Genomic DNA, 24,749 nt, shown 5'->3' with positions numbered 1-24,749 from the left:
AATCGGGTGGGAACCAGGCCCATAGTAGTGCAGCGCCGTCGCGCCCACCCCCATGGCCGCCGCAGTAGCTATCATGTGGGGCAGATACCACGCCCCAGAAAGGCCCGCTGACAGCAATGTCCTATCTTATCCGCGTACTTCTTCCCGACTCCCCCGGCAGCCTCGCCCTCGTGGCTGACTCCATGGGGCGCATCAACGCCAACATTCAGTCGGTAGACGTGGTGGAGACATTTCCGGACGGCACCGCCATGGATGACCTGGTTGTGGAGCTGCCGCCAGCCACCATGGCCGACGTCCTGGTCAGCGCCGCGCAGGCCGTCGACGGCGTGTTAGTAGACTCCATTCGCCCATTTTCCGGGAGGGTGGACAGGCGCGGCCAGATAGCCATGCTCGCCGAGGTTGCCCAGCACGCCCGCGACGTCCGCGGCGCCATGAACGTCCTGGTCAGCGTACTACCTAGGTCCATGACCTCCTCCTGGGCGCTGGTGCTAGACACCAGCGATCCCGTCACCCGCGTCGCCGGATCCTCCGCCGCCCCGGAGGATAACCACGAAAACCCCGAGTCCATCCCAATTACCACCGCCCGGGTGCTCAACCCGGAGACGGAGGCCTGGATCCCGCGGGGGTGGGCGCTGCTCGACTCGGCGCTGGCCGCAGCCCCGCTGCCCGGCACCAACCTGGTGGTGGTCACCGGGCGCACCGGGGGGCCGGACTACCTGGCCTCAGAGGTCAGCCACCTCGGGCATCTAGCTACCGTCTGCGGCGCCATCCTGTCCTAACTCACCAGCCAGCAGGGCCACAAACTCCGCCTCTGTAAGGATGGGCACCCCCAGCTGCTCGGCCTTGGCGGCCTTGGACCCGGCGCCGGGGCCGGCGACCACGTAGTCCGTCTTCTTGGACACCGAACCTGCGGCCTTGCCGCCGCGGCTGGCAATGGCCTCCTTCGCCCCGTCCCGGGTGAATCCCTCCAGCGTTCCGGTGACCACCACGGTCAAGCCGTCAAGGGTGAGCTCTTTACCCTCTGGGGCGTCTTCTTCCATGGTCACCCCGGCGCGCGCCCACGCTGCAACGATGCCGCGGTGCCAGTCCACGGCGAACCAGTCCACCACGGACTGGGCGATGATCGTGCCGACGCCGTCGATGTCCGCGAGCTCGTCCGCGGGGGCGTCGGCAAGCGCAGGCAGGGAGTGGAAGTGTGCGGCGAGCGCGCGGGCGGCGGTGGGGCCCACGTGCCGGATGGACAGTGCCACGATGACGCGCCACAGCTGCGCGTGGCGGGCCTGCTCGAGGTTGCGGATGAGCGACCGACCGCCCGCGTTGACCGTCTTTTTCTTGGTGGTATAGACCGCGGTGGCCTTCAGGTCTTCCTCGGTGAGGTCAAAAAGGGTGGCTTCGTCCTTGAGCACCCCGGAAGCGATGAGGTCCCGCGCACCCTTCTCCCCTAGCGCCTCGATGTCAAAGGCGCCGCGCCCGGCCAGGTAGGTCAGCCGGGCGGTCAGCTGCGCGGGGCAGGAGCGATGGTTGGGGCAGCGCCAGTCGGCGTCGTCTTCCTTCTGGGGGGCTAGGCGGGTGCCGCATACGGGGCACAGGGCGGGAAAGACGAACGCGCGCTCGGTGCCGTCGCGGCGCTCCGCCACGGGGCCGAGGACCTCCGGGATAACTTCTCCGGCCTTGCGGATGACCACCGTATCCCCGATGAGCACGCCCTTGCGGGCCACCTCGGTCTGGTTGTGCAGGGTGGCCATGGCGACGGTGGACCCGGCGACCAGGACGGGTTCCATGACCGCGAACGGGGTGACCCGGCCGGTGCGGCCCACGCCCACCCGGATGTCCAGCAGCTGGGTGGTCACCTCCTCGGGTGGGTACTTGTAGGCAATCGCCCAGCGTGGCGCCCGGCTGGTGGCGCCGAGTTTGCGTTGCTCGGCTATGTCATCGACCTTGATCACCAGCCCGTCCATCTCATGGAGGGCGTCGTGGCGGTGCTGTGCCCAGTAGGCCACCTGCTCCTGGACTTCCTCGACGGAGTGCACCTGGCGGGTGTAGTCGGAGACGGGCAGGCCCCACGCCCGCAGGGCCTGGTAGGCCTGGTGCTGGGTGGTGGGGTGAAAGCCCTCCCGGGCGCCGATGCCGTGGCAGATCATGCGCAGTCGGCGGCGGCGGACGTCTTCGACATTTTTCTGCCGCAAGGAGCCCGCGGCGGCGTTGCGGGGATTGGCAAAGGGCTTGCCTCCGGCTGCCTGGCGCTGCTCGTTGACGTCCGCGAAGTCTTCCACGGCGATGAAGACTTCGCCACGAATCTCCACCAAGGCTGGGACGGGGTATTCTCTGGTTCCGGTGAGCTGGTGGGGGATGTCCGAGATGACCTTGGCGTTGGCGGTGATGTCCTCGCCCGTGGTGCCGTCGCCGCGGGTGGCGGCGCGCTCCAGGTGGCCGTCCCGGTAGACCAGGTCGATGGACAGGCCGTCGATTTTCAGTTCCGTCAGGTAGGCCGGGGCGGGGGTGCGGGCCAGCCAGTCGGCGAGTTCTTCGGCGGAAAAGACGTTGTCCAATGAGTACATGCGTTCGAGGTGGGTGACGTCCGCAAAGTTGGACCCCTCCGGGGTTGGGGCACCCACTTCCATGGTGGGACTATCCGGCACCGCAAGCTCCGGGTGGTCCTTCTCCAGGGCCACGAGCTGGGAAAATAATGCGTCAAATTCTCCGTCCGGCAGTTCGGGGGTGCCGTTGTAATAGCGCTGCCGGTGGTAGCGCACGGCGGAGGCAAGCTCATCCCAATGACGGCGCAGCTGCTCATTATTGTCCTTGGTGTCAGTCACGCCTTCCGATTCTATCGGTGGGTCCCAGGCGGAAAGTAGGGTTGTGCCCATGAGCCACTTCTCCCCCTCCGCCATGCTGTCCTTCGACCTGGAGACCACCTCCGCCAACCCGATGGAAGCGCGCATTGTCACCTCCGCCATGGTGCGTATCGACGCCGCCGGGGCCCACCCCAGCGAGTCACTCGCCGATCCCGGCATCGAGATCCCCGAGGGGGCACAAAAGGTCCATGGCATCACCACCGAATACGCCCGCGAGCATGGGCGCCCCCACGATGAGGTCCTGGCAGAAACCGTGGCAGCCATCCGCGCGGGTTGGGAGGAGGGGCTCACGCTCATCGTGTTCAACGCCGCCTATGACCTGACCGTGCTGCGCCAGCTGACGGGCGACTTCACCGTCACTGGCACCGTCTATGACCCCTTTGTCATAGACAAGCTCAAGGACCGCTACCGCAAGGGCAAGCGCACGCTCACGGACATGTCCGCCCACTACGGGGTGCGCATTGATAACGCCCATGAGGCCACCTCTGACGCGCTGGCCGCCGCGCGCATCGCCTGGCGGCAGGCCAAGCTCTACCCAGACCTGGTGGAGATGACCTGCGAGGAGCTCATGGAGTTCCAGGCCGTGGGCTATTACGAGATGCAGACAGAGTTCAAGTCCTACCTTGAGGCCCGCGACCGCGACGCCTCCGACGTCCACACCTCCTGGCCCATGCGTGGATAATGGCTGACATGACTACTACTGAATTTCACGTCACCGGCATGACCTGCGGCCACTGCGAGAACGCGGTGCGCGAGGAGGTCAGCGCCATCCCTGGGGTCAGCGACGTATCCGTCAGCCACACCGACGGCCACCTGACCATCACCTCTGCGGGCACCGTGGACCGCGATGCGGTGGCCGCCGCCGTCGAGGAAGCCGGCTACCGCCTGGACTAGGGGCTAGGGGGCTAGGGGGCTAGGGGGCTAGGGGGCTCGGCCTAGGCGGGCCAGTCGCGCTTGACCACGTCGATGAGGTCCTCGGCGTCAACCCCCACCTCGTGTGACAGCGCCGCCGGGTGACCTTCTACCACCCCGAGGCGCAAGCCCGCGTCGAGGCGCTGCGCGGCAGCGTCAAGGTCCATCGCGTCCACGATGAGCGTCTGGGGCCACAGGCACAGCTCGCGCCACCACCGCGGCGGCACTCCAGCCAGGTTGAGCCACTGGTGGCCGACCTGTTTGAGGGCCGCGGCGACTCGCTCGGCGGGGACCGGATCAATGGCATGAAAAGCTGTTGGGGCGGGCACATTCCCACCGAGGATCAGGCCAAGGTCTGGTTCGTCGAGCTGAATATCCCACGGGCTTGCCGCCGCAGCGCCGGCAAGGGCGGCGCGAAGGTCAGCCAACGCGTAGCGGTCGGTGAGCACGCGGTGCCCCGAACTAAGCTCCAGGCGCGCGCTTAAGGTCCAGGGCCCAAGGAACTGCTGTTTGAGCGGGGCGCGCAGACCCGACCACGCGGCCTCCAGCGCGTCACGGTCCCGCTCCACCTGGTCTCGAGCCTGCCGGCTCAGCAGGCTTGGGCGGGGGCACAACCGCCAGCTGCGGGGACCGCGTTCGATGTAGACCCCCTCAAGGTGCGCCACGGTATAGGCCACGGCCTGGCAGGTCAGTCCCCGCTGCGGCAGGAGGGGAATGTGGCGCAGGGTGGTCTCCCCATCGATCATGCTGGCAGCATGCGCGATGGAGGTTCCGGGCATGGGGCCTAGCCCATAGATGGTGCTCATCTGGGGCAGCTTAGCGGCCAGTTCCGGTGATGGTGCCGGAGCCCACCACGATGTCCCCGCCGGGGTCGGGCAGATAGACCACAGCGGCCTGCCCGCGCGCCACGCCGGACAGCGGCTGCGCCAGTTCAAGGTGCATCTGGTCGCGCGTGCGATCCACCTGGGCGCGGCAGTCCACCACGCCGCCGTGGGCGCGCACCTGGACCTGGGCGTCAAAGATTCCGTCCATGGCGGGGTGCAGGATCTTCAACCGGTCCGCCTCGATGCTGGTGACGGCGAGGTCCGCCCGGGACCCCACCGTGACCGTGCCGGTGCGCGCGTCGATGTCTGTGACGTAGCGGGGCGTCCCGTCCGGCGTCGGAGTTTTAATATCTAGCCCTTTGCGTTGGCCGATAGTAAAGCCGTACACCCCGTCATGCTCGCGCAGCGTGTGGCCTTCAGTATCAACGATCGCCCCGGGGCGCAGCCCAATGTGGGCCCCCAGGAAGGCCTTGGTGTCACCGTCCGGGATGAAGCAAATGTCATAGGAGTCCGGCTTCGAGGCCGTGGAGAACCCATGCCGCGCCGCTTCCTCCCGGATCTGCGGCTTGTGAGTGTCGCCCACGGGGAACATGCAGTGTGCCAACTCGTGGGCGCCGAGTACTCCCAGGACATAGGACTGGTCCTTGTTAGGGTCCACGGAGCGGCGCAGGTAGCCGTCGCCGCCATCCTGCGGGAGCGTCAACTGCGCGTAGTGGCCGGTGACCACGGCGTCAAAGCCCAGGGCGAGGCCACGCTCCAGCAGGGCTGCGAACTTGATTTTCTCATTGCAGCGCAGGCAGGGGTTGGGGGTTTCGCCATGGGCGTAGGAGTCCACGAAGTCGTCGATGACCTCTTCTTTAAAGCGATCAGAAAAGTCCCAGACGTAGAAGGGGATGCCCAGCTTGTCGCACACGCGGCGAGCGTCGGCGGAATCCTCCAGCGAGCAACACCCGCGCGAGGACTCGCGCACGGCTTGCGGGTCGCGGGAGAGTGCAAGGTGCACCCCGATGACCTCATGCCCGGCTTCCATGGCACGGGCGGCGGCAACGGAGGAATCTACTCCCCCGCTCATGGCGGCAAGGACCCGCACACCATCACCCCTTCTCTTCGCGTCTTTGTGCGGGACACGAGTGTAGTCACCACCATGGGCGAGTATCCAAACCGACCTCCTCCCGCGCGGCCCTGCGCGCCAGTTCGCGGGCACGCTCGCACCGCTGGCTGCGGTACTGCGCAATGGTGCGCGCCCAGGCGATTCCCCGGCAACTCAGCGGGCCGCTGGGCACCGATACTTGCCAGGTGGCATCATCCATCATCCACACGGCAATGCCGGTGGATGGGTCGAGGAGGTAGCGCACCACCCCATCGGTTTTCATATTGTGATGATGCTGGCACAGGTTGGCCAGGCCGTCGCAGCTGGTAGATCCCCCCTCGTGGTGGTTGATCCGATGGTCCTGCTGCGCGGTGTCAGCGGGATGGGTACAGCCCGGGAAGCGGCAGGTGCCGTCACGCCCATCCACCCACGCCGACAATCCCCGGGTGGCATCGTGGGCCGCGGTGTATTCGGTACGCGCGCTGTCCATGTCGCGCACCTGCGTCACCATGGACTCCCACTGCCGCTGGGAACGCTCGCTGAGCCAACCGGCCTGCGGCATCCACGCCGGGGCGGCCTCAATATCTGTGGCCTTATACAGGTTGAGGACCACTCGGGTGGTGCTCTTCTCCTTGACCAGGGCGACGAACGCCTCCCCCAGGGTGGTGTTGTCCTTGGCCGCACGGGCCCGCACGAGCTTGTCTAGCCACACGCCTTCATCAAGGTCCAGCGTGATAAGGAAATCGGAGGTGACATCGTTATGGTCTACCCCGTAGCGGCGTTGACGCGGCGGCTCCTTTTGGCCCGGAATAATCTCCGGATCCAGCGCCCGAATAATCTCGGTGAGCTTGGCTTCCAATTGCCGCACCGTAGGAAGCGCCTGCCCGGGAACCGTGGGCGTGAGATACGCAGTCAAATGCCTATCGACGTCCCCGAAATCCTCCCGATCAACAGCCTCCATGAGCCTGCCAATTGCCGTCACCCGATCCAGGTCCAGATGAAACAACTCATGCTGAAGCGCGTTGAGCAACGGCAGCCGAGACAGTACATCCAGTCCCACGATGATCGAGTTTTTCAACGTGTACGGCCGCGCGCCCGTGTCCTTGACCAGCCGGGCCACGGACGTGCGCATGGCCTCATCACCGCGCGGAACCTGGGATTCCCAGAAAAGATGGGTTGCGCGCACAATGTCCCGATAGTGCACAGCTACCGGATTTTCCGGGTCATTGACAGTGAAGTAACAGTCTGGTGTGACGGGCATTTCAAGGCCTCCCCCCTCCGGGGGCATGCTCTCCCCCCGGTACGCTCAGTCCCCGTTCACATGTTCCCCTCCCACTATACTCCCTTCCACCACCGCGTCAAGGTTCATCAGCCCAGGTTGTACAGTTAAGGCTCCACCATTGACCGGCACCACTTAGCCCCAGGCCGCCTCGAATGCACTTACTAGTGCGGCAGCACTGATTGGCCAAAAACCATCCCGCTTTCTCCCCCCGGTGTTAACCTGAACCGAAAGTTGCATGACCGCTTCCAAAGGAGCCCACGGATGGCCACACAATCCCTAGTAGCACCGGTCTCAGGCACCGTTATTGACCTGGCCGATGTCCCCGATCCCACCTTTGCCAAAGGCGCCCTAGGCCAAGGCTTTGGCATCGCCGATCCCACGGACACCACCGTCGTCTCCCCCGTCACCGGCACGGTGACCATGGTGGCGCGGACCAGCCATGCCATCGGACTGCATACCGAAGACGGCCTAGACGTGCTGGTCCACCTGGGCATCGACACCGTTGAGCTGCAGGGACGCCCCTTCGCGCTGAGCGTGGTCAAGGGCGATCAGGTCCAGGCAGGCGACGCCATCGCCACCTGGGACACCGAGCTTGTTGCGCAGGAAGGCAAGTCCACCTGCACCATCGTCGCCGTCACCAACTCAGCCACCACCTGCGAGCGTATCGACGCCCACGTGGGAACCGTGAGCGCAGGCGACCCGGCGGCAACAATCGTCCGCAGCGGCGAGGACGAGCCTGAGCAGCAGCAGCCGCAGGATGAGCAGCCTGCCGCCGCCGTCGCCCCACTGAGCCAGGACCAGCTGGCCGCCGCCATCATTGACGGGGTCGGTGGCGCTGAGAATATTCGCAACCACACCCACTGCATCACCCGGCTGCGCTTCAACCTCAAGGACGAATCCCAGGCCCGCACTGAGTATCTGCAGGGTCTCGACGGGGTCATCGAGATCATCCGCGCCGGCGGGCAATATCAAGTGGTCATCGGCCCCGGTGTGGAGGACCTCTATGACACCCTGGCTGCGCAGCTCGGCGGTGCCGATGATGCCCCTGCGCTGGCGGGGGACGTCGACAAGCCCACGACCACCTGGGGATGGGTCAAGCATGGCTTTGCCTCCCTCATCGGTGTGATCACCGGGTCCATGATTCCGGTCATTGGACTGCTGGCCGCCTCCGGCATTATCAAGGGAATCCTGTCCCTGCTGCTGAACTTTGACGTCATCACCAAGACGTCATCCACCTTCATCCTCATCGACGCGATGAGTGACGCCGTGTTCTACTTCCTGCCCATCTTCGTCGGCTTTACCGCCGCACGCAGGCTCGGCGCGGACCCCATCATCGTGGCCATCATCGGCGGTGTGATCACCTACCCCGCCATCATCAAACTGGCGGAAGGCGATGCCTCCTCCAGCCTGCTGGGTATGCCCCTCAACGCGGACTTCTTCGGGCTGCCCTTCCACGTAGCCCAGTACTCTTACTCCATCTTCCCCATCATCGTCGCCGCCTGGCTGGCCTCCATCCTCGAACCCCAGCTCAAGCGCTTCATCCCAACCACCGTGCGCATGATCTTCCTGCCCCTGGTGGAGGTCGTGGTGGTCTCCCTGGCAATCCTGCTGCTCCTGGGCCCCGTGGTCATGTTCATCTCCACCGGCATTGCCAACGGCATCCAGGCGCTCTATGACCTCTCCCCGACCATCTCCGGGCTGTTCATCGGCGGGTTCTACCAGTCCCTGGTCATCTTCGGCCTGCACTGGGCCGTCATCCCCCTGGTGGCCCAAGACATCGCGCTCAACGGCAACTCCCCGCTCAACGCCATCATCTCCGCGACCATGGTCGCCCAGGGCGGGGCGGTCCTGGCCGTGTTCTTCAAGTCCCGGCTGCTCAAGGTCAAGGAGCTCTCCGGCTCCGCGGCCATCGCCGCCTTCTGTGGCATCACCGAGCCGGCCATGTACGGCGTCAACCTGAAATACGGGCGGACCTTCATCATGGCCTCCATCGGCGGCGCCTGTGGCGGCCTGCTCACCGGCCTGTTCAAGGTCAACATGTGGGGCTTTACCGGATCGCTCATCGGATTCACCAGCTTTGTCAACCCAGAAGGCCTGGACTTCAGCTTCTGGGGATTCTGGATCGCCTCCGCGGTGGCCGCCGGCGTCGCCTTCGTCCTGACCTGGCTGTTCGGCTTCAAGGACTCCGACGTCGAGACCGGCCGGGAGGTCAAGAAGGTGCGGCTAGGACGCCGGGACCCGGTTCAAAAGTAACCCGATGCCAAACTGCGGCAAGTAGCAGCCCGACACCGCGATGGCGATGGCCGGCAAGGTCAACTCATCGCGGTAGACCAAATACCACGGCTCGTGGGTCGGGTTGAACTTGTACTTCGACGCGGCCAACGTGCGGAAGCCATAGAACGGCTCCATCGTATGGCCCACCCGATCCAGGGCTTGATCCAAAAAGCTCTTCGCCTCGCTCGACCGCGCCAGCGGCGCTCCCGACAGCGACACCCACTCCAGCCCCTCCTCCCGGGCGGCCACCGCGGCCTCCGCCAGCAAGAACTCGATGACCGGGCGGAAGCCCTCCCGATCCCGGCGCATGAAGTCCAACGTCAAACCGGCTAACTGGCCGTGCTCGTAGACCGGCAACCAGCTGGTCACGCCATGGACACGGCCCTGGCCGTCGATGGCCAGCAGCAGCCGCGTTCCCGGCTCCGCCAGCTCGTCGAGGGTGCCCAGGGTAAAGCCCATCTCCGGCAGCGCCTTATCGGCCACCCACTCCTCCGACAGGGCGGTGATCTTGTCCCGCAGTGCCGGGCCAGCCTCCGCCCACGTCGTCCACACGGCCTCCACGCCCTCCTTGACCGCGCGATTGCGGGCGGTGCGCACGTTCTGGAACTTCTTGCCCTTAAAGTCCGTGCACTCGGTCAGCATCAAGGACTCCTCAGCCACCTGCACGCGCTTAAAGCCATGCGCGGCGCGATCTCGCGCGAAGTCCGCATTCACCGAATACCACGCCACCGTCCAGCCCTGGGCCGCCGCAAACTTTTCAAAGCCCGCAGCCAATTCCTCCACCGCAGCGCTGCCCACCGGCTGACCAACCGTCACCGCCACGCCGTTGCGGACCCGGAACGCCACGTAGCCGTCGCGCGCCTCATTGAACCAGTACCTATTGCCCGGCCACACCGTCATCGCCTGGAGGTGGTCTCCGCTGCCAGCAGCCATGATCTGGCGAGCCACCATCCGATCAGCCGCCACCGCACGATCCGGCACCGACATCAGCAGCACGTACAACGCCACGGCCACCGCAATCCAGAACAGGGAGCCCACCCACTCGTAGAGCAGCCAGGCCGCGGTGGAATCCGGACGCAACGGCCACTGCGGGTACACCCGCACCGCCGGCGGGACGTAGCGCGTCAGCCACTGCGAGATAATCATGTCCATCGTCGCATGCGGCGCGAACTGGCGGCGCAACAGCCACGCCCCCACAAACCACAGGCCGCTAGTCGCCCCGAACGCCGCGGCGGAGCGCAGCACAAACCGGCCCACGCGGGCCAACGCAATACGCACCTGGAAAGCCCGGCGCGTGACCACCAGCACCGCGATACACGCCAGCCACGGGCTCAGGCTAGACAGGATGTTTGCCTGGTAGATCACCGAACCGTCATAGGCCTCCCGGCGCGCCACCACGTGTACGGCGATGACCAGGCAGGAAAGAATCTGGAATCCCAGCGACAGCCACCACGCTAGGCGGCGGCCGCGCACCAGCCCCAGGATGAGCACCGCCTGCACAATCAGCGGCACCAGGTCGATGACCGCCGGCCACCAGGCCAGTTCCCCGACGGCGGACAGGGGGCTTTGCGCCAGCGGGTTAAACGCGGAGATCACCGGTCCCAAGCCCACGGCGGCGAGCACCATGGCCACCAGCACTCGGGTCTCGCGCAGGGACATCCGGCGCACCGAGTTCACGTTGCGGGCGAGCAGGCCCAGGATCGTGGTGGCCAGGCCCACAAAGTCGCCCAGGCTGCCGGAAAAGAGCACCAGGGTGGCGGTGAGGGTGACCAGCCAGCCGGCGATGCGCCGCCGCCACAGGACGGGCATGTGCCCGGTGGCAAATGCCGCCGTGCCGCAGATCCAGCCCACGGGGCTGACAAACGCCTGGTTAAGCAGGTCAGCCCCCCAGCGGTTAAGGCCGACCTCTTCGACGGATTGGGCGATCATCAACCCCACCGGCGTGGCAAAGATCTGCATGGCCGCCGCGACGGCGAGCATCTTGCGGGTGCCCAGCACCATCTCCGAGCCGAGCACCAGCACCAGGATGGCGCCGGTGGAGATGATCGCCCCCATGCCCGTGCTCGCCGTCAGGCCGGCGAGCAGGAGGTGAGGGTCATTGATGCGGTAGGGCATCCACACGCCGAGGCTATCCCAGAGGTCAAAGGTGTCCGGCCCGACGGTCCACCGCACGATCCAGATCATGGCCGCCAGGACAAAAGTGGCGGGCGTGCGCCGCACGACGGCGAAAAGCTGTCTGGTCATTCTGCCAACCTACCCCGCTGGGCAACCCAGTCGAAAGTATGACGGAGGGCCTCTCGCCACACCTGGTAGGAGTGGCCCCCGCGTACGGTGGTGAAGGTGGTGTCCATCCCGGCGGCGCGGGCGGCGTCGTTAAGCTCGGTGAGCGCGGCGCGGGATTCCTTGTCCTTCTCACCGGCGACAAAACGCCCGGCGACATGGGCAAAGTCGGGGTTTCCGCGGGCGAGGAGGGTCGCCGGGTTGATGTCTTGGAAGCGCTCCTCGTCGCCGTCGAAGAAGTGCTCCACGGTGGCCTGGTGGTCGCCGAGCGTGGGCTCGGCCTGGCCGGAGAAGTCCAGGAAGTTGCCGTAGGCGCGGGGGTGGGCGGTGGCCACCTGGAGCGCGCAGGTGCCGCCGTAGCTCAGCCCGCCGATGGTCCACGTGGATTGGTCCGGGTTGACGCGGAAGCGTTCCTTGATGGCGGCCGGCACGTCCGTAGACAGGTAGGTCATCACCGCCCCCTCGGAGCTATCGGTGCACAGCGGGTTGCCGGTAAAGGAACCGGTGCCGTCCACGCTGACGATGATCGGCGCCACGCCGTTGTGGGTGGCCTGGTATTCATCCGCGGTGGCCACGGCCGCGCCGTTGCTGAACCACTGCTGGGGCCGACCGGGATTGCCGGCCATGAGCACCAGGACGGGCAGCTGGCGCTGCGGCTGGGTCCAATAGGCCGGCGGCACCCACGCCACGGCGGTGCGGGCGGCGAAGGAACCGGGCAGGTCCACATCCACCAGAGCGCCCACCGGTCCGCCGTCGCGTTGCGGGGCGGCGGTGACGGTGCGGAACTGCTCATAGGTCATCGACTGGGCATTGAGCTGGGCGCTGAGCGAACGCACGGTGGGATACTGCTGGTAGATGAGGTTAAACACGCCGAGTGCTCCGATGAGCGCGCCGATCGTTGCGGCGGCCATGACTACGCGCCGACCCCGGTGGGTGACCACGCCTGCCAGGCAGGCCACCGCCCCGCCGCCGGCGAGGTAGACCACCGGCATGACCCGATCGGGGAAGGGTTTCCACCACACCTCGAGGATCGCCCACGCCAGGACCGTGAGCACTGCTGCCACGGCGAAGCCGCCGATTCGGGCCTTTCGCGTCCCGTATCGCAGCGCGCAGACCATGGCGGCAATCCAGGCGAGCGCGTAGCAGGCTCTCGCAATTGGTGAAACGAGCGAGAGCTCTAAAAACCAAGTCATGGATGTATTTTTACCTGAAGCAGAAACTAAGTTCTGCACCCAAAAGAACCTTGCGGCGGAACTCACAGGCATCCGGCAGTACTATGACGGCATGGACCCAGTTGTCGTCGCCCTCCATGGCTCCGCATCCCTGCCACTATCAATGTGGCGCATTGCGGCCTCCCTGCGCCGTTGCGGATGCACCGTGCACACCCCCGCCTACGGCTTTTTGGGGTTCGGGCGCCACCAACCCATCCTGGATCGGCTGGCGGCCAAGCTGTCCCACCTGCCGCGCTTTGACATCGTGGGCCACTCGCTCGGCGGACTGATCGGCCTACAGCTGGCCGCCCGCCCCGAGTTCGCCGGAAAAATCGGCACCATCGTGGGGCTCGGGGCCAACTGGCGGGGCATGGACACGTGGTATAGCCCGCGTATCGACGCCCCCGCCGCGCCCGGTGTGCGCATCGTCTCCATCGTCTCCGACGGCGACCGGGTGGTGCCCCAGTGGTCGTCCCGGCTCGGCGAAGTCGTCGAGGTAGCCAAGGTCAGCCACTCAGGGCTGCGCGCCCTGGATCACCTGGTAGTTCAGGCCATCCCGGCGACGCGGGCGCGCTCCACGATCGCCGGCAGCTGAGCCACCAGCGCATCGATATCCTCGTCGGTGGTCGTGCGCCCCAGGGTAAAACGCACCGTCCCGCGTGCGGGCCCCTCGGCTACCCCCATGGCTAGCAGGACGGAGGAGGCGCGGTTGACCCCCGCGTGGCAGGCAGAGCCCGTGGATGCGGCGAACCCGGCGGCGTCGAGAAGCATGATCAGGCTATCTCCCTCAGCCCCGGGGAAAGACACGCTCAGGTGACCCGCCATGGCCGGTGCATGCGTGTTGACCACCACGTCCGGAATCGACGCCAGGATGCGCTCGCGCAGGCGATCGCGCAGGCCGCCCAGCCGGGTGGCTTCCTCGTCGAGCTGCGCGCACGCCTCACCCAACGCCGCGGCCAGCGCCGCCGCCCCGGCAACATCATTGGTGCCCGGCCGGATGCCGCGCTCCTGGCCGCCGCCGAAAAGCAGCGCCTGGGGTGCCGGGGATCGCCGCGCCAGCAGCACTCCCACCCCGCGCGGTCCGCCGAACTTGTGGCCGGATGCGGCCAGCGTCGTCGCGCCCAGCGCATGGAAATCAATGGGCACCCGCCCCGTTGCCTGCACCGCATCGACGTGCACGGGCGTATCCGTGGCCTGCGCCGCCGCGATCACCTTATCGAGCGGCTGGATCGCGCCGGTCTCATTGTTGGCCATCATGCACGCCACCAGCGCCGCCGGGGTATCCAGCGCGGCGAGCTGGCTGACGTGTCCGGTGCTATCCACGCCCAGGTAATCCACCTGCGCTCCCGTGGCGGCAATGGCCTCAGCCACCGCCGGGTGTTCGATGGGGGTGGTGACAATGCGCTGGCGATCCGACGCCCGGAATAGGCCCTGGACAGCGATGTTGTCTGCCTCCGTGCCCGAGGCGGTGAAAATGACCTCCACCGGGTCCGCCCCCAGCAGCTCCGCGACCCGCTCCCGGGACTCGTCAAGAATGCGCCGACTCTCCCGGCCGGCCGCATACTGCCCGCCCGGGTTGAGCGCCTGTGCGTTGTCCACCCAGGCGCGCACCGCGACCTCGCGCATCGGGGTGGTCGCAGCGTGGTCAAGATAATGCTGGGTGCTCACTTGCGCTTCTCAATTTCTTCCACCAACGCGGGGACAACCTCAAAGAGATCTCCCACCACGCCCAGGTCCGCCAGCTGGAACAGCGCGGCATCTTCGTCGTTATTGATGGCAACGATCTTCTTGGCCGTCTGAATGCCGGAGGTGTGCTGAATGGCGCCGGAAATGCCCACCCCAATGTACAAGTCCGGGGAGACCGTCACTCCCGTCTGGCCGATCTGATACTGGGCGTCGTAGTAGCCCAGATCCACCGCGTCGCGGGTTGCCCCCACCGCGCCACCAAGCGCATCCGCCAGCTTTTCTACGTACTCGGTGAAGTTCTCCCGGGAGCCCACCCCACGTCCGCCGGCGACAACCACCTTCGCCTGCGTCAGCTCCGGGCGATCCCCATGCTGCGCCGGGGTGAAAGACTCCACGGTGACGTCCTTGATCGTCGGCTCCGGCAGCTCCACGGCAACCAGCTCGCCCGCGGCCGCCTGCGGCGCGGCCGCGACAGCGCCCGGGCGCAGCGTATACACCGGGCTGGTACCACCCACCGCGCTAGAGACCTGGATGGTATCGCCGAAGATGGACTGGTTGGCGGTGCCATCGGCGTTGATGCCCACCACGTCGCGCAGCAGGCCAGAGGCCAGGCGGGCGGCCAGGCGCCCTGCGATCTCATTGCCCGCTACCCCGCCTGCGACCACGATGGGCCCCGGGGTGGAGCCAGCGACGGCAGCCAGCGCATCGACGGCAGGCAAGACCACCCGCTGGGAAGCCCCCTGGGCCTCCGCGGCGTAGACCGTGGCCGCGCCCAGCTCGGCCAGCTGCTCGCGCAGCGCCTCCGCGGTGCCCGGCTCCCCCACCACAACCGCGGCAACATCGCCGAAGACGCGGGCCGCGGTGATCAGCTCGCCGGTGGTGCTATCCAGCCCCTCGGCGGTGTATTCCACAAGAACATAAGCAGTGCTCATAGGTATTGTTCTCCCTCGCTTTGGCTAGATCAGCTTCTCGTCGGACAAAAACTCCGCGACGCGCTGTGCGGCATCCCCACCGGAAATCGTGGTGCCCGCGGCGCGCGCCGGGCGCGGCGTCGCGCCCGTGACCACGGAGGCGGCATGCTCCAGGCCCACCTGCTCCGCCGTCACCCCGATCGCCGCCAAGCTCAGCGTGCTGATCTCATGCTTCTTCGCGGCCATGATGCCCTTAAAGTTGGCAAAGCGCGGCTTAGCGGACTTATCCGTTACCGACACAATCGCCGGAAGCGCCGCGCGCAGGCGGTAGGTGCCGTGGGCGTCCTCGCGGGTCGCCGTGATCTCAGTGCCATCCAGCGCCACATCATGCACGGCAGTCAAGGCCGGCTGCTGGCGGTACTCTCCGAGGATTCCGGGCAGCGCGCCCACCGCCCCGTCCGAGGAGGCATCGCCCGCCACCACCAGGCTGACATCCGGGATCGTCGCCAGCGCGCACGTCACGGTCCACGCCGTAGCCAGCACGTCCGAGCCGGCCAGGGCGTCATCGACGACGTGGATGGCGTCATCGGCGCCCATGGCCAACGCCTTGCGCAACGCGTTATCCGCCTGCTGCGGGCCCACGGTCAGCGCAATGACCTTCAGTCCGGCATCCGGGTTATCATCGCGCAGCCGCAACGCCGCCTCGACGGCGTACTCATTGACCTCATCAAGAATGCAGTCGACGGAATCCCGGTCCACGGTGTGGTCAGCCTCCAGGGTTTTGGTCGACCACGTATCCGGGACGTTCTTTACCAGCACCACGATGGCGGGCATGCACTACTTCCCTTCTCACTTAGGATTTTTTTGCTCCCCGCCAGTGTAGCCATCAGCCCCTCAGCCGGGCCGCCGGACCACAGCCGGGCCACAGACGAGCGCCACCGCGCTGCGCCCGATGCGCGAGATGACCACCGTGGCCGGCTGGCTGCCGCGCAACCGCCACTGCCTGCGCAGCACGTCCGGATCCACGTCCACGCCGCGCACCAAAATCTCCACCCGCCCCACATCGAGGCGGCGCAACACCTCCCGGGCCTTGCGCACGGGCGCCTGTTCGATGAATGGAAATCCGCGATACCCCACAGGGATGCGGTCGCCGCTCAGGTGCGCGATGCGCTCATCGAGCATCCACAGCCCCTCGCGCGCCGCAAAATGGCGCACCAGCCCGGCGCGCACCACCGCCCCATCCGGATCGATGATGAATCTGCCCGGCGGCGCGACCGCCACCTCCGAGCCGTCCGCGTCCGTGACCCGATCCACCTGCCCGGCGCGGATGACCACCGCCTCGCGGCGCAAGCCTGCCGACAGCCCCGGCGAATACAAGCACGCCTCCTTGACCCCGCCGTCGACGGAAACCACGCTGACCAGCCCCTCCCAGTCGGCGTAGTCAATACCCGGCGCACACTTGATCGCCAGGTGGCGCCCCCGCCACGCCTCCACCACCGCCGACAATGGCGGGTCCAGCTCCTCAGGGTCGCGCAGCCTGCGTCCCCCACGCCGGCGCGCCGGATCCGCGATGATCACCGGTGCGCTACTCGACGCCGTCGTTGCATCCGCTCGGCACACCAACCCACCGCTGACGTTGTGCCGGGCCATGGCCACCCGCGAGGCATCAATATCGGAGCCGATGTAGCCCAACCCTGCGGCCTGCACCGCCGGCGCCTCCGCGCCCACCGAACAGGTCACGTCATGGACCACCGCGCCCGGGCAAGCCTGGGCCAGGCGCTGCGCCCGCACCTGGGCCACCGGGGCGGGCGTGGCCTGCTGCGCCGCATCATGGTCAGCGAGCCAACCCGCCGGCAGCTTGCCGGTGGCCGTCGCCGAGTTCCACTCCGCGGCCGCGCGCGCGTACGGGCCGAAGGCGGAGCGCAGCACGGCGGCGTCGGCAAGCGCATCGGCGCGCGCACCCGACAGCTGCCCGCACACCTGCGCCACCTGGCTGCGGTGGGAGACCAAAAACTCCACCTCATCCAGCCGAAAAGCCACGGCACTACCTCCGATCCGTCGGGTGGTTACGGTAATAATCATCAAAACGCGGGTCATCGCCCGTGGCCGGCAGAATCACCGGAGTCATATCCGCCACCGCCGCGCGGGCCAACGCCTCATCCACCGTGGCGCAGCGCTCCAGCAACAACAATTGGTGCCACGTAGACACCACCAGCCGCACCAGACCATGCCGCCACGCCTGGAGGATCAGCCCCGGCGGAAACCACCCCGCCGACAGCGCCTCGGGCGTTTGACCATCCGGCTCCTGGCCCCGGGGACGCACCGCCAAAAAAGAAAAAGTATCAAACCACGTGCCGCGCTCCGACGGGCCCACCCACCGCGCCCACGGCCGCAACAAATCCGAACGCACCCGCAGCTGCCCCCGCTGGAGCACCTGCGTCAAGGCTAGTCGATGCGACTCCAAAGCCAGGCGATCCCCGTGGAAGGGGGACGCATCCTCCACGGTGGCACCAGTGGCGTCGATAGCCAGCAGCGTGCCCGTCTCCTCAAAGAGCTCCCGCACCGCAGCAAAAACCAACGCATGCGCCTTGTGGCGCGAGGTACCCAGCGCGCGCGCCGTAGCAACAATCGACGGGCCCGACCACAAAGAACCAAAATCCTGCGGCCAATCCCGCTCATCAACCCCACCCCCGGGAAAGACCGTCATCCCCGGGTAGTGCTCCATGGTGGACACGCGCTCCTGGACCCACACCTCCACCCCGCCGGGGCCGTCACGAACCAACAGCACCGTCGCCGCCAGGCGTGCGCCACCCAGGCCGCACGCCCGCTTGGCCGAATCCATGAGCCACTTACCCGCTGCGGTGGCTTCCACCCCGCCGCGAACGACGAGCAAAGAACCGCCCATCAATGCGGTTCAACGCAATGGGCTGATGGAACGTGCGGGTCAGATTCTCGCTGGTCATCACATCCTCGATGAGCCCCTGGGCCACCACGCGGCCCTCATCGAGCAGCAACGCGTGCGTGAATCCCGGCGGAATCTCCTCCACATGGTGGGTGATCATCACGATCGCCGGGGCGTCAGGATCCTCCGCCAGCTGGCCCAAATAGGACACCAGGTCCTCCCGGCCGCCCAAATCCATCCCGGCGGTCGGCTCATCCAGGATCAACAGCTCCGGATCAATCATCAACGCGCGAGCCAACAAAATGCGCTTGCGCTCCCCCTCCGACAACGTCCCCCACGTCCGGTCCACCAAGTGCAGCCCAGCGACCTGATCCAAAATGTCCGTCGCACGCTCAAAATCGGTGTCATCATAGTGTTCCCGCCAGCGACCCAAAATGGCATAGCCCGCAGAAATCACCAGATCCCCCACCCGCTCCGTATCCGGAATCCGCTGCGCCAGCGCCGACGACGACATGCCAATGCTCGCCTGCAAGTCACGCACATCCGTACGCCCCAAGCGCTGACCAATCACCCGCGCCACCCCCGAGGTGGGATGCTCCTGCGCGCCGGCGACCCGAATCAGCGTCGTCTTACCCGCCCCGTTCGGGCCAAGGACCACCCAACGCTCATCCAGCTCCACCTGCCAATCCACAGGCCCCACCAGCGTGGTTCCACCTCGAACCACACTCACCTGGGAGAAATCGATCAGCAGATCCTCATTCACGTCGCTCACACCTTCCCACCCTAGTGCACCACATACACCGCGTTTAGAACAACGCGTTTGCCATTGCCGACCGCGCCGCGCTCACCCGCGGATCATCCGGGGCAAAAAGACCAAATAACTCGAGCAAACGCTCCCGCGCCGCATCCCGGTGCGGGCCCGCCAACAGGCCCACCAAACGGGCAAAGGCCTGTTCCACCTTGCCGGACACCACCTCAGCATCCGCGGCGGCCAGCTGCTCTGCTAGCTCATCGCCCGACTCCGCCGGGGTGCCCAGCCGCTGGATAAGCCGGGCGCTGCCCCGCGCCTGGGCGGCCGCACTGTTGTGTGGATCTTCCGCAAGCAGCTGGTCATAGTAGTCAATAGCCGTCGCCGCATCGCCGGCCTCCAAGGCCTCCTCCGCGGCGTCGAAACGCGGATCCCGCGGCTCGCGCGGCTCCTGACCGGGCTGACCGGGCTGGGCACCGCCGAGCTGCGCGAGCAACGCCTGCGCCCACTGCTCCAGGGCCTCCGCCGGCTGCGGGCCCTCAAAGCTCGTCACCGGCTGCCCGCCGGCAATAACCACCACCGTGGGCACAACCGCCACGCCGAAAGCCTGCGCCAACTCCGGGGAGGAATCCGCGTCCACGTAGCGCAGCACAAATCCGCCCTGGGGTTGGGCCTGCTGAGACTGGGCCGCGATCCGCGCCAAATCCCCACGCATCGTGGCACATTCCGGACTGCGCTCCGAGCCGATGAGCACCACCACCGGGGTGCGCTGCGACTGCGCAATCACCTCCTCCTGGACCGTCTGCGCGCTGACCTCCACCACGCCATCAGAGCTGCGCTCCGAACGGGACGCGGCCAGCGCACCCAAGTCCACCGCTCCGGCGACAAAACGATCAGGGGTAGTCACTATGCCTTCTCCTCACCATCGACGGGACCAGCAGCCGGCGACTGCGCCGCCAACTGGGCCTCCAAGGACTCCACCTTCTGGGTCAACTGGCCGGTGTGCCCCGCGCGGATATCCGCCTTGAGCACCAGCGACACCCTCGGGCTGACCTCCGCCACCGCCAGCGTGGCCCGGTGCACCACATCCATGACCTCATCCCACTGCCCCTCCACCAGGGTGAACATGGCATTGGTCTCATTGGGCAATCCGGACTCGCGGACCACACGCACCGCCCGCGCCACCGCCGCAGACATCTCTGCGTCATGTCCCGGGGTCTGCGTTGGTGCCACACTAAACGCAACAATCATGGGCCCCACCCTACCGGCGTGCCCAACACCCGTGGTGCCAATGGCGGCGCTCCTCCGCGCCGCCCCAGATTTCCTTCGGCCACGCCACCACGTGCGCCGCCCCAGGCTCAATCGTCTGATTGCACCCCGGACACAGGTACCTCTTCACCGCGGAAGGGCCCGGAATCTGGCGCACGACAAAGATCTCCCCGTGCGCCCAGGCCGGCCCCGGCACCTCACGCGCACCCAGCAGCGAGGCACCGTGGGAGGGAAGCCGCGGGGGCGCCTCGCGGCGGGACCGTTTATTGCGCCGCGGCATCAGAACAACCGCAGCTCAGGGCTTTCGATGCCGCGTAGCGCCTGGTAGTCCAGTGTCACGCAGCGAATCCCGCGATCCTGCGCCAGGGTGCGCGCCTGCGGCTTGATCTCCTGGGCCGCAAAAACTCCCTGCACCGGGGCCAGCAGGCTATCGCGGTTGAGCAACTCCAGGTAGCGCGTCAGCTGCTCCACGCCGTCGATGCCGCCGCGGCGCTTAATCTCCACGGCCACCGTCGCACCGTCGGCGTCCCGGCACACGATGTCCACCGGACCAATGGCCGTCGGGTATTCCCGGCGAACCAGGCTGTAGCCCTCCCCCAGCGTGGTGATGTGCTCTGCCAGAAGCTCCTGCAAGTGGGCCTCCACGCCGTCCTTGATCAGGCCCGGATCCGGGCCCAGCTCGTAGGTGGAGTCGGCCACGATCTCAGAGATGGTGATCCGCAGCTGCTCGCCCTTGGAGTTTTCCACCACCCACAGCACCTCACCGGTGTCCTGATCATCCTCGTCGAGGATCGGGCTTTCCTGCAACGTGCAGGGCGGGGTCATCCAATTGAGCGGCTTGTAGGCGCGATCGTCAGCATGCACCGATACCGAACCGTCGGCCTTGACCATCAGCAGGCGCTGTGCGCTGGGGAGATGGGCATCTAACCGGCCCACATAATCGACTCTGCACGTGGCGATGACAAGGCGCATGCCGACTAGACTACTTCCGCTTATCGACGCCCGCGGACATCGGGGTCGCGCTTCAGCTGTCGGCGCATCAGGCGGGCATCGAGGCGCTCCTGCCGGACGTCCGGCGCCGCCTCCACCCACGCACGCAACGCCATCGCGGTGCGCACATCCACGGCGAGTTGCCACCGCGAGCCGTTGCTCACGGTGATCACCCGCGAGCCGGGCATCATAAACGACGCCTCCTGCGGAGTCATCTCCCGGCTGGACTCGATGTGGATGTAGCTGCGGTTAAAAACAAGATCCGCTACCGGGGACAACGAGCGAAGCTTAAAGAACTTCACCGAATCACCCTCGTAGCGGATCACACCGTGGCGCCAGCCATGGATGCCTGTTGCAGGTAGTCGACGCAGCGCGATGGTACTGCCCTGAGACCGTACTGCAAAGAATCTCCAGGCCGCCAGCGCGAGCACGACAGCGCCAAGAGCAGCGGGAATCCACAGGGTCCACTGCATGCCACGAACTCCCATCTTCGATCCTGTTCTCCAATCGGTCATACCCTGCCGCCAAGGGGGAGCATTGTAATACCGCAATAATACTCATTTGCCCTGCTTGCACCCAATTAATCGGGAAGTATTCGGCCGGCCTCCAATTCCCCAGGATGCACAAAGCCCCCGTTTCCAACACAGTGGAAACGGGGGTCCGGCAGATGAGATTATCCCTCAGCCAGTCGACGCTGTGCCTTGAGCGCGGCCTGCGCGCGGGAGCGCTCAAGTTCGTGGGCGGAGTTCAGGCCCTCCTCCGCGGCGCGGGAGTCAACCTCGTCGGCCCACACCGCGTGGTCGGCAAGGATGGTCACCCGGTCAGGGTTGACGGAAATGAATCCGCCCTGGACCGCCGCGACCTTCAACCCGCCGTCGATGGGCCGGATAGCCACCGTCCCATTGTCAACGAGTTGGCCGAGCATGGGCTCATGCTTCGGCTGGATACCGATCTCGCCCTCAGTGGTCTGCGCGGAGACGATGGTGGCCTCTCCGGACCACAACATGCGCTCCACGGAGACCAGTTCCACGGTGATGGAAGCCATACGTACTCGAACCTCCCCTACTTCTTCTCGGTGAGCTTCTTGTACGCTTCCTCAACGTCGTCGAGGCCACCCAGGCCGTTGAAGGCCTGCTCCGGGTAGGCGTCGAACTCGCCATTGCAGATGCGCTCGAAGGCGTCAATGGTGTCCTTGAGCGGAACGTAGGAGCCCGGCAGGCCGGTGAACTTCTCCGCGACGAAGAAGTTCTGGCCCAGGAAACGCTCGATGCGGCGGGCACGCTGGACGGTGATCTTGTCCTCTTCGGACAGCTCGTCCATGCCCAGGATCGCGATGATGTCCTGGAGCTCCTTGTTCTTCTGCAGGATGTTGATCACGCGCTGCGCAACCTCGTAGTGGTGCTCACCGACGATGCCCGGCTCGAGGATACGAGACGTGGACGTCAGCGGGTTGACCGCGGGGTAAATACCCTTCGAGGCGATGGAACGGTCCAACTCGGTGGTCGCATCCAGGTGCGCGAACGTGGTCGCCGGCGCCGGGTCGGTGTAGTCATCGGCGGGCACGTAGACGGCCTGCAGGGAGGTAATCGAACGACCCTTGGTCGAGGTGATGCGCTCCTGGAGCACGCCCATTTCGTCGGCAAGCGTGGGCTGGTAACCCACAGCAGACGGCATGCGGCCCAGCAGCGTGGACACCTCAGAACCGGCCTGGGTGAAGCGGAAGATGTTGTCGATGAACAGCAGCACGTCCTGGTGCTGCACGTCACGGAAGTACTCCGCCATGGTCAGGCCGGACAGGGCCACGCGCATACGCACTCCCGGCGGCTCGTCCATCTGGCCGAAGACCAGGGCCGTATCTTGCAGCACGCCCATCTCTTCCATTTCCAGGAAGAGGTCGGTGCCCTCACGGGTACGCTCGCCCACGCCGGCGAAGACCGACGTACCGGAGAACTCGCGGGCGATACGGGTAATCATCTCCTGGATGAGCACCGTCTTGCCCACGCCGGCGCCGCCGAACAGGCCGATCTTGCCGCCCTTGACGTACGGGGTCAGCAGGTCGATGACCTTGATGCCCGTCTCCAGGATCTCGGTCTTGCCTTCGAGCTGGTCAAACGGCGGCGGATCGCGGTGGATGCCCCACTGCTCGCCGTCGCGGCCCAGGCCGGGCTCGTCCAGGCAGTCGCCCAGGGCGTTAAAGACGTGACCCTTGACCACGTCGCCCACGGGCACAGAAATAGGGGCCCCAGTATCGATGACCTTGGTGCCACGCACCAGGCCGTCGGTGGGAGCCATGGAGATGGTGCGCACCAGGTTGTCGCCCAGGTGCTGGGCCACCTCTAGGGTAATGGTCTTGGCAACGGCCTCGAGGGTGACCTCGACCGTCAACGCGTTGTAGAGCGCGGGCAGCTCGCCGCGGGGGAACTCCACGTCGACGACCGCGCCGATGACGCGCACGACACGGCCGGCGGTAGCCGCCTGCTGTGTCTCGTGCTCAGTCAGAGCTGTACTCATAATCAGTCGCTTTCTCCGCTATCGGCGAGCGCACCCGCGCCACCGACGATCTCTGTGATTTCCTGGGTGATCTGTGCCTGACGGGCCTGGTTAGCCACGCGCGAGAGGTCCTTGACCAGCTCGGTGGCGTTATCCGTCGCCGACTTCATGGCCGTGCGCCGGGATGCAGACTCCGCGGCCGCCGACTCGAGGAAAATCGAGTACAGCGAGCGCGACACATACTTGGGCAGCAGCTCCCCAAGCAGCGTGTCTGCGTCCGGCTCAAAGTCATAGTCAGCGGTGGGCTCACCGGTGTTGTCCAGCAGGTCCTCGCCCGGGTTGAATTCCACCTCATGGAGCACCGGCTCAATGGGCAGCAACTGGTGCGCCCGAGCCGTCTGCGTGAGCATGGACTCAAACTCCGTGTACACCACGTGCACCTGGTCAAAGCCCTGGATGCCATCGCCCTCATCACCGACGAGTCCGTTGCGGCTCTTGGCCTGAGCCTTGGAGCCTGCCAGGAAACCGTCGATCATGTGGCGGCGCACATCGTGGGTGGAGTCCCAGGTGGGGTCCTGGGAGAACCCGGTCCAGGCGCCGGCGATCTTCTCGCCGCGGAACTTATAAAAGCCCTCGCCCTTGCCGCCGGTGACGTAGCGGACCACCTCGTAGCCGGCCTCTTCGAGCATCTTGATCAGCTCGGCAGCCTTCTTGAACACGTTGTGGTTGTATCCACCACACATGCCGCGGTCAGACGACACCACGAGCACGGCGGCGCGACGGCCGTCCTCCCGCTCGTGGAGCATGGGGTGATCGAGGGAGCTGGCGGCGGCCAGTCGCTCGACGACGTGCTGAATCTCGGTGGCATACGGCACCGAGGCCTGCACGCGCGCCTGCGCCTTGGTGATGCGCGAGGTCGCGATCATCTCCTGCGCCTTGGTGATCTTCTTGGTGGAGTTGACGGACCGAATGCGGTCGCGCAGCTCGCGAAGATTAGCCATGGAACACCCTCCTCCCTTCTTGCT

The 24,749-nt window shown here is 66.3% G+C and carries 25 protein-coding genes; 5 read left to right on the top strand and 20 right to left on the bottom strand.

The genetic code is table 11. The features are described 5' to 3' along the window. Positions 1-116 precede the first annotated feature (116 nt). A complete protein-coding gene (locus tag LH390_RS04885) occupies positions 117-779 on the top strand; it encodes an ACT domain-containing protein (protein WP_227282355.1) in 663 nt (220 codons plus the stop codon). Here the strand turns inward: LH390_RS04885 and ligA are convergent. Beyond that, on the bottom strand, positions 747-2,891 hold the full coding sequence (gene ligA / locus LH390_RS04880; RefSeq protein WP_399524601.1) for an NAD-dependent DNA ligase LigA: 2,145 nt from the start codon (positions 2,889-2,891) through the stop codon (positions 747-749). The two genes, LH390_RS04885 and ligA, sit on opposite strands and share 33 nt — an antisense overlap. Between ligA and LH390_RS04875 the strand changes: the two genes are divergently transcribed. Further along, positions 2,866-3,537 carry a 3'-5' exonuclease gene (locus LH390_RS04875; protein WP_227282357.1) on the top strand — a complete coding sequence of 224 codons (672 nt, stop codon included), beginning with the start codon at positions 2,866-2,868 and terminating at the stop codon, positions 3,535-3,537. The genes ligA and LH390_RS04875 overlap by 26 nt on opposite strands. Positions 3,538-3,545: 8 nt before the next feature. Then, on the top strand, positions 3,546-3,749 hold the full coding sequence (locus tag LH390_RS04870) for a heavy-metal-associated domain-containing protein (protein WP_227282358.1): 204 nt from the start codon (positions 3,546-3,548) through the stop codon (positions 3,747-3,749). Positions 3,750-3,790: 41 nt separating this feature from the next. On the opposite strand, the gene LH390_RS04865 is transcribed toward LH390_RS04870, so the two are convergent. From LH390_RS04865 to LH390_RS04855, 3 genes are read right to left on the bottom strand one after another with little or no spacing between them, the layout of a single operon-like run. Then, complete coding sequence (locus LH390_RS04865) at positions 3,791-4,573, bottom strand: uroporphyrinogen decarboxylase/cobalamine-independent methonine synthase family protein (protein ID WP_227282359.1); 783 nt, start codon at positions 4,571-4,573, stop codon at positions 3,791-3,793. Positions 4,574-4,583: 10 nt separating this feature from the next. Further along, positions 4,584-5,681 (bottom strand): tRNA 2-thiouridine(34) synthase MnmA, encoded by a 1,098-nt coding sequence (gene mnmA, locus LH390_RS04860; RefSeq protein ID WP_227282360.1) that lies wholly within the window; start codon positions 5,679-5,681, stop codon positions 4,584-4,586. A gap of 46 nt (positions 5,682-5,727) precedes the next feature. Then, entirely contained in the window at positions 5,728-6,942 is a 1,215-nt protein-coding gene (locus LH390_RS04855; RefSeq protein ID WP_227282361.1) for an HNH endonuclease signature motif containing protein, read from the bottom strand. A gap of 282 nt (positions 6,943-7,224) precedes the next feature. Between LH390_RS04855 and LH390_RS04850 the strand changes: the two genes are divergently transcribed. Further along, positions 7,225-9,216, top strand: a complete 1,992-nt coding sequence (locus LH390_RS04850; protein ID WP_227282362.1) for a PTS sugar transporter subunit IIABC — start codon at positions 7,225-7,227, stop codon at positions 9,214-9,216. Here LH390_RS04850 and LH390_RS04845 read toward each other — a convergent pair. After that, the gene (locus LH390_RS04845) at positions 9,187-11,481 is read right to left on the bottom strand and encodes a bifunctional lysylphosphatidylglycerol flippase/synthetase MprF (RefSeq protein WP_227282363.1); all 2,295 of its coding nucleotides are present in this window, start codon (positions 11,479-11,481) and stop codon (positions 9,187-9,189) included. The genes LH390_RS04850 and LH390_RS04845 overlap by 30 nt on opposite strands. Beyond that, positions 11,478-12,710 carry an alpha/beta hydrolase gene (locus LH390_RS04840; RefSeq protein WP_227282364.1) on the bottom strand — a complete coding sequence of 411 codons (1,233 nt, stop codon included), beginning with the start codon at positions 12,708-12,710 and terminating at the stop codon, positions 11,478-11,480. The genes LH390_RS04845 and LH390_RS04840 overlap by 4 nt, the downstream gene beginning before the upstream one ends. On the opposite strand from LH390_RS04840, the gene LH390_RS04835 reads away from it, so the two are divergent. Next, complete coding sequence (locus tag LH390_RS04835; protein WP_227282365.1) at positions 12,709-13,323, top strand: esterase/lipase family protein; 615 nt, start codon at positions 12,709-12,711, stop codon at positions 13,321-13,323. The two genes, LH390_RS04840 and LH390_RS04835, sit on opposite strands and share 2 nt — an antisense overlap. On the opposite strand, the gene LH390_RS04830 is transcribed toward LH390_RS04835, so the two are convergent. The 14 genes from LH390_RS04830 to LH390_RS04765 form a co-directional block, all read right to left on the bottom strand. Beyond that, positions 13,275-14,396 carry a cysteine desulfurase family protein gene (locus LH390_RS04830; protein WP_227282366.1) on the bottom strand — a complete coding sequence of 374 codons (1,122 nt, stop codon included), beginning with the start codon at positions 14,394-14,396 and terminating at the stop codon, positions 13,275-13,277. The two genes, LH390_RS04835 and LH390_RS04830, sit on opposite strands and share 49 nt — an antisense overlap. Further along, positions 14,393-15,346, bottom strand: coding sequence for an electron transfer flavoprotein subunit alpha/FixB family protein (locus LH390_RS04825; RefSeq protein ID WP_227282367.1), 954 nt, complete (start codon positions 15,344-15,346; stop codon positions 14,393-14,395). Before LH390_RS04825 ends, LH390_RS04830 begins: the two co-directional genes overlap by 4 nt. A gap of 24 nt (positions 15,347-15,370) precedes the next feature. Next, positions 15,371-16,159: an electron transfer flavoprotein subunit beta/FixA family protein gene (locus tag LH390_RS04820; RefSeq protein ID WP_227282368.1), complete on the bottom strand. Its 789-nt coding sequence runs from the start codon at positions 16,157-16,159 to the stop codon at positions 15,371-15,373. Positions 16,160-16,219: 60 nt separating this feature from the next. Further along, positions 16,220-17,365 (bottom strand): THUMP-like domain-containing protein, encoded by a 1,146-nt coding sequence (locus tag LH390_RS04815; protein ID WP_227282369.1) that lies wholly within the window; start codon positions 17,363-17,365, stop codon positions 16,220-16,222. 4 nt (positions 17,366-17,369) lie between these two features. Next, positions 17,370-18,230, bottom strand: a complete 861-nt coding sequence (locus LH390_RS04810; RefSeq protein WP_227282370.1) for an NUDIX hydrolase — start codon at positions 18,228-18,230, stop codon at positions 17,370-17,372. Beyond that, entirely contained in the window at positions 18,175-18,999 is an 825-nt protein-coding gene (locus LH390_RS04805) for an ABC transporter ATP-binding protein (RefSeq protein ID WP_227282371.1), read from the bottom strand. The genes LH390_RS04810 and LH390_RS04805 overlap by 56 nt, the downstream gene beginning before the upstream one ends. A gap of 34 nt (positions 19,000-19,033) precedes the next feature. Continuing rightward, a complete protein-coding gene (locus LH390_RS04800; protein WP_227282372.1) occupies positions 19,034-19,882 on the bottom strand; it encodes a tetratricopeptide repeat protein in 849 nt (282 codons plus the stop codon). Further along, entirely contained in the window at positions 19,882-20,226 is a 345-nt protein-coding gene (locus tag LH390_RS04795) for a thiamine-binding protein (protein ID WP_227282373.1), read from the bottom strand. Before LH390_RS04795 ends, LH390_RS04800 begins: the two co-directional genes overlap by 1 nt. Positions 20,227-20,236: 10 nt before the next feature. After that, positions 20,237-20,524: a hypothetical protein gene (locus LH390_RS04790; RefSeq protein WP_227282374.1), complete on the bottom strand. Its 288-nt coding sequence runs from the start codon at positions 20,522-20,524 to the stop codon at positions 20,237-20,239. After that, positions 20,524-21,216: an endonuclease NucS gene (gene nucS, locus LH390_RS04785; RefSeq protein WP_227282375.1), complete on the bottom strand. Its 693-nt coding sequence runs from the start codon at positions 21,214-21,216 to the stop codon at positions 20,524-20,526. Before nucS ends, LH390_RS04790 begins: the two co-directional genes overlap by 1 nt. 20 nt (positions 21,217-21,236) lie before the next feature. Continuing rightward, positions 21,237-21,707: a DUF2550 domain-containing protein gene (locus LH390_RS04780; protein ID WP_227282376.1), complete on the bottom strand. Its 471-nt coding sequence runs from the start codon at positions 21,705-21,707 to the stop codon at positions 21,237-21,239. Between the two features lie 200 nt (positions 21,708-21,907). Further along, complete coding sequence (locus tag LH390_RS04775; protein WP_227282377.1) at positions 21,908-22,279, bottom strand: F0F1 ATP synthase subunit epsilon; 372 nt, start codon at positions 22,277-22,279, stop codon at positions 21,908-21,910. A 17-nt stretch (positions 22,280-22,296) separates the two neighbouring features. Next, a complete protein-coding gene (gene atpD, locus LH390_RS04770) occupies positions 22,297-23,745 on the bottom strand; it encodes a F0F1 ATP synthase subunit beta (RefSeq protein WP_227282378.1) in 1,449 nt (482 codons plus the stop codon). A gap of 2 nt (positions 23,746-23,747) precedes the next feature. Further along, complete coding sequence (locus LH390_RS04765) at positions 23,748-24,725, bottom strand: F0F1 ATP synthase subunit gamma (RefSeq protein WP_227282379.1); 978 nt, start codon at positions 24,723-24,725, stop codon at positions 23,748-23,750. Positions 24,726-24,749 lie beyond the last annotated feature (24 nt).

It is taken from the genome of Corynebacterium uberis (genome assembly GCF_020616335.1).
GTDB lineage: Bacteria > Actinomycetota > Actinomycetes > Mycobacteriales > Mycobacteriaceae > Corynebacterium > Corynebacterium uberis.
This window is presented reverse-complemented; position numbering and strand designations above follow the sequence as displayed.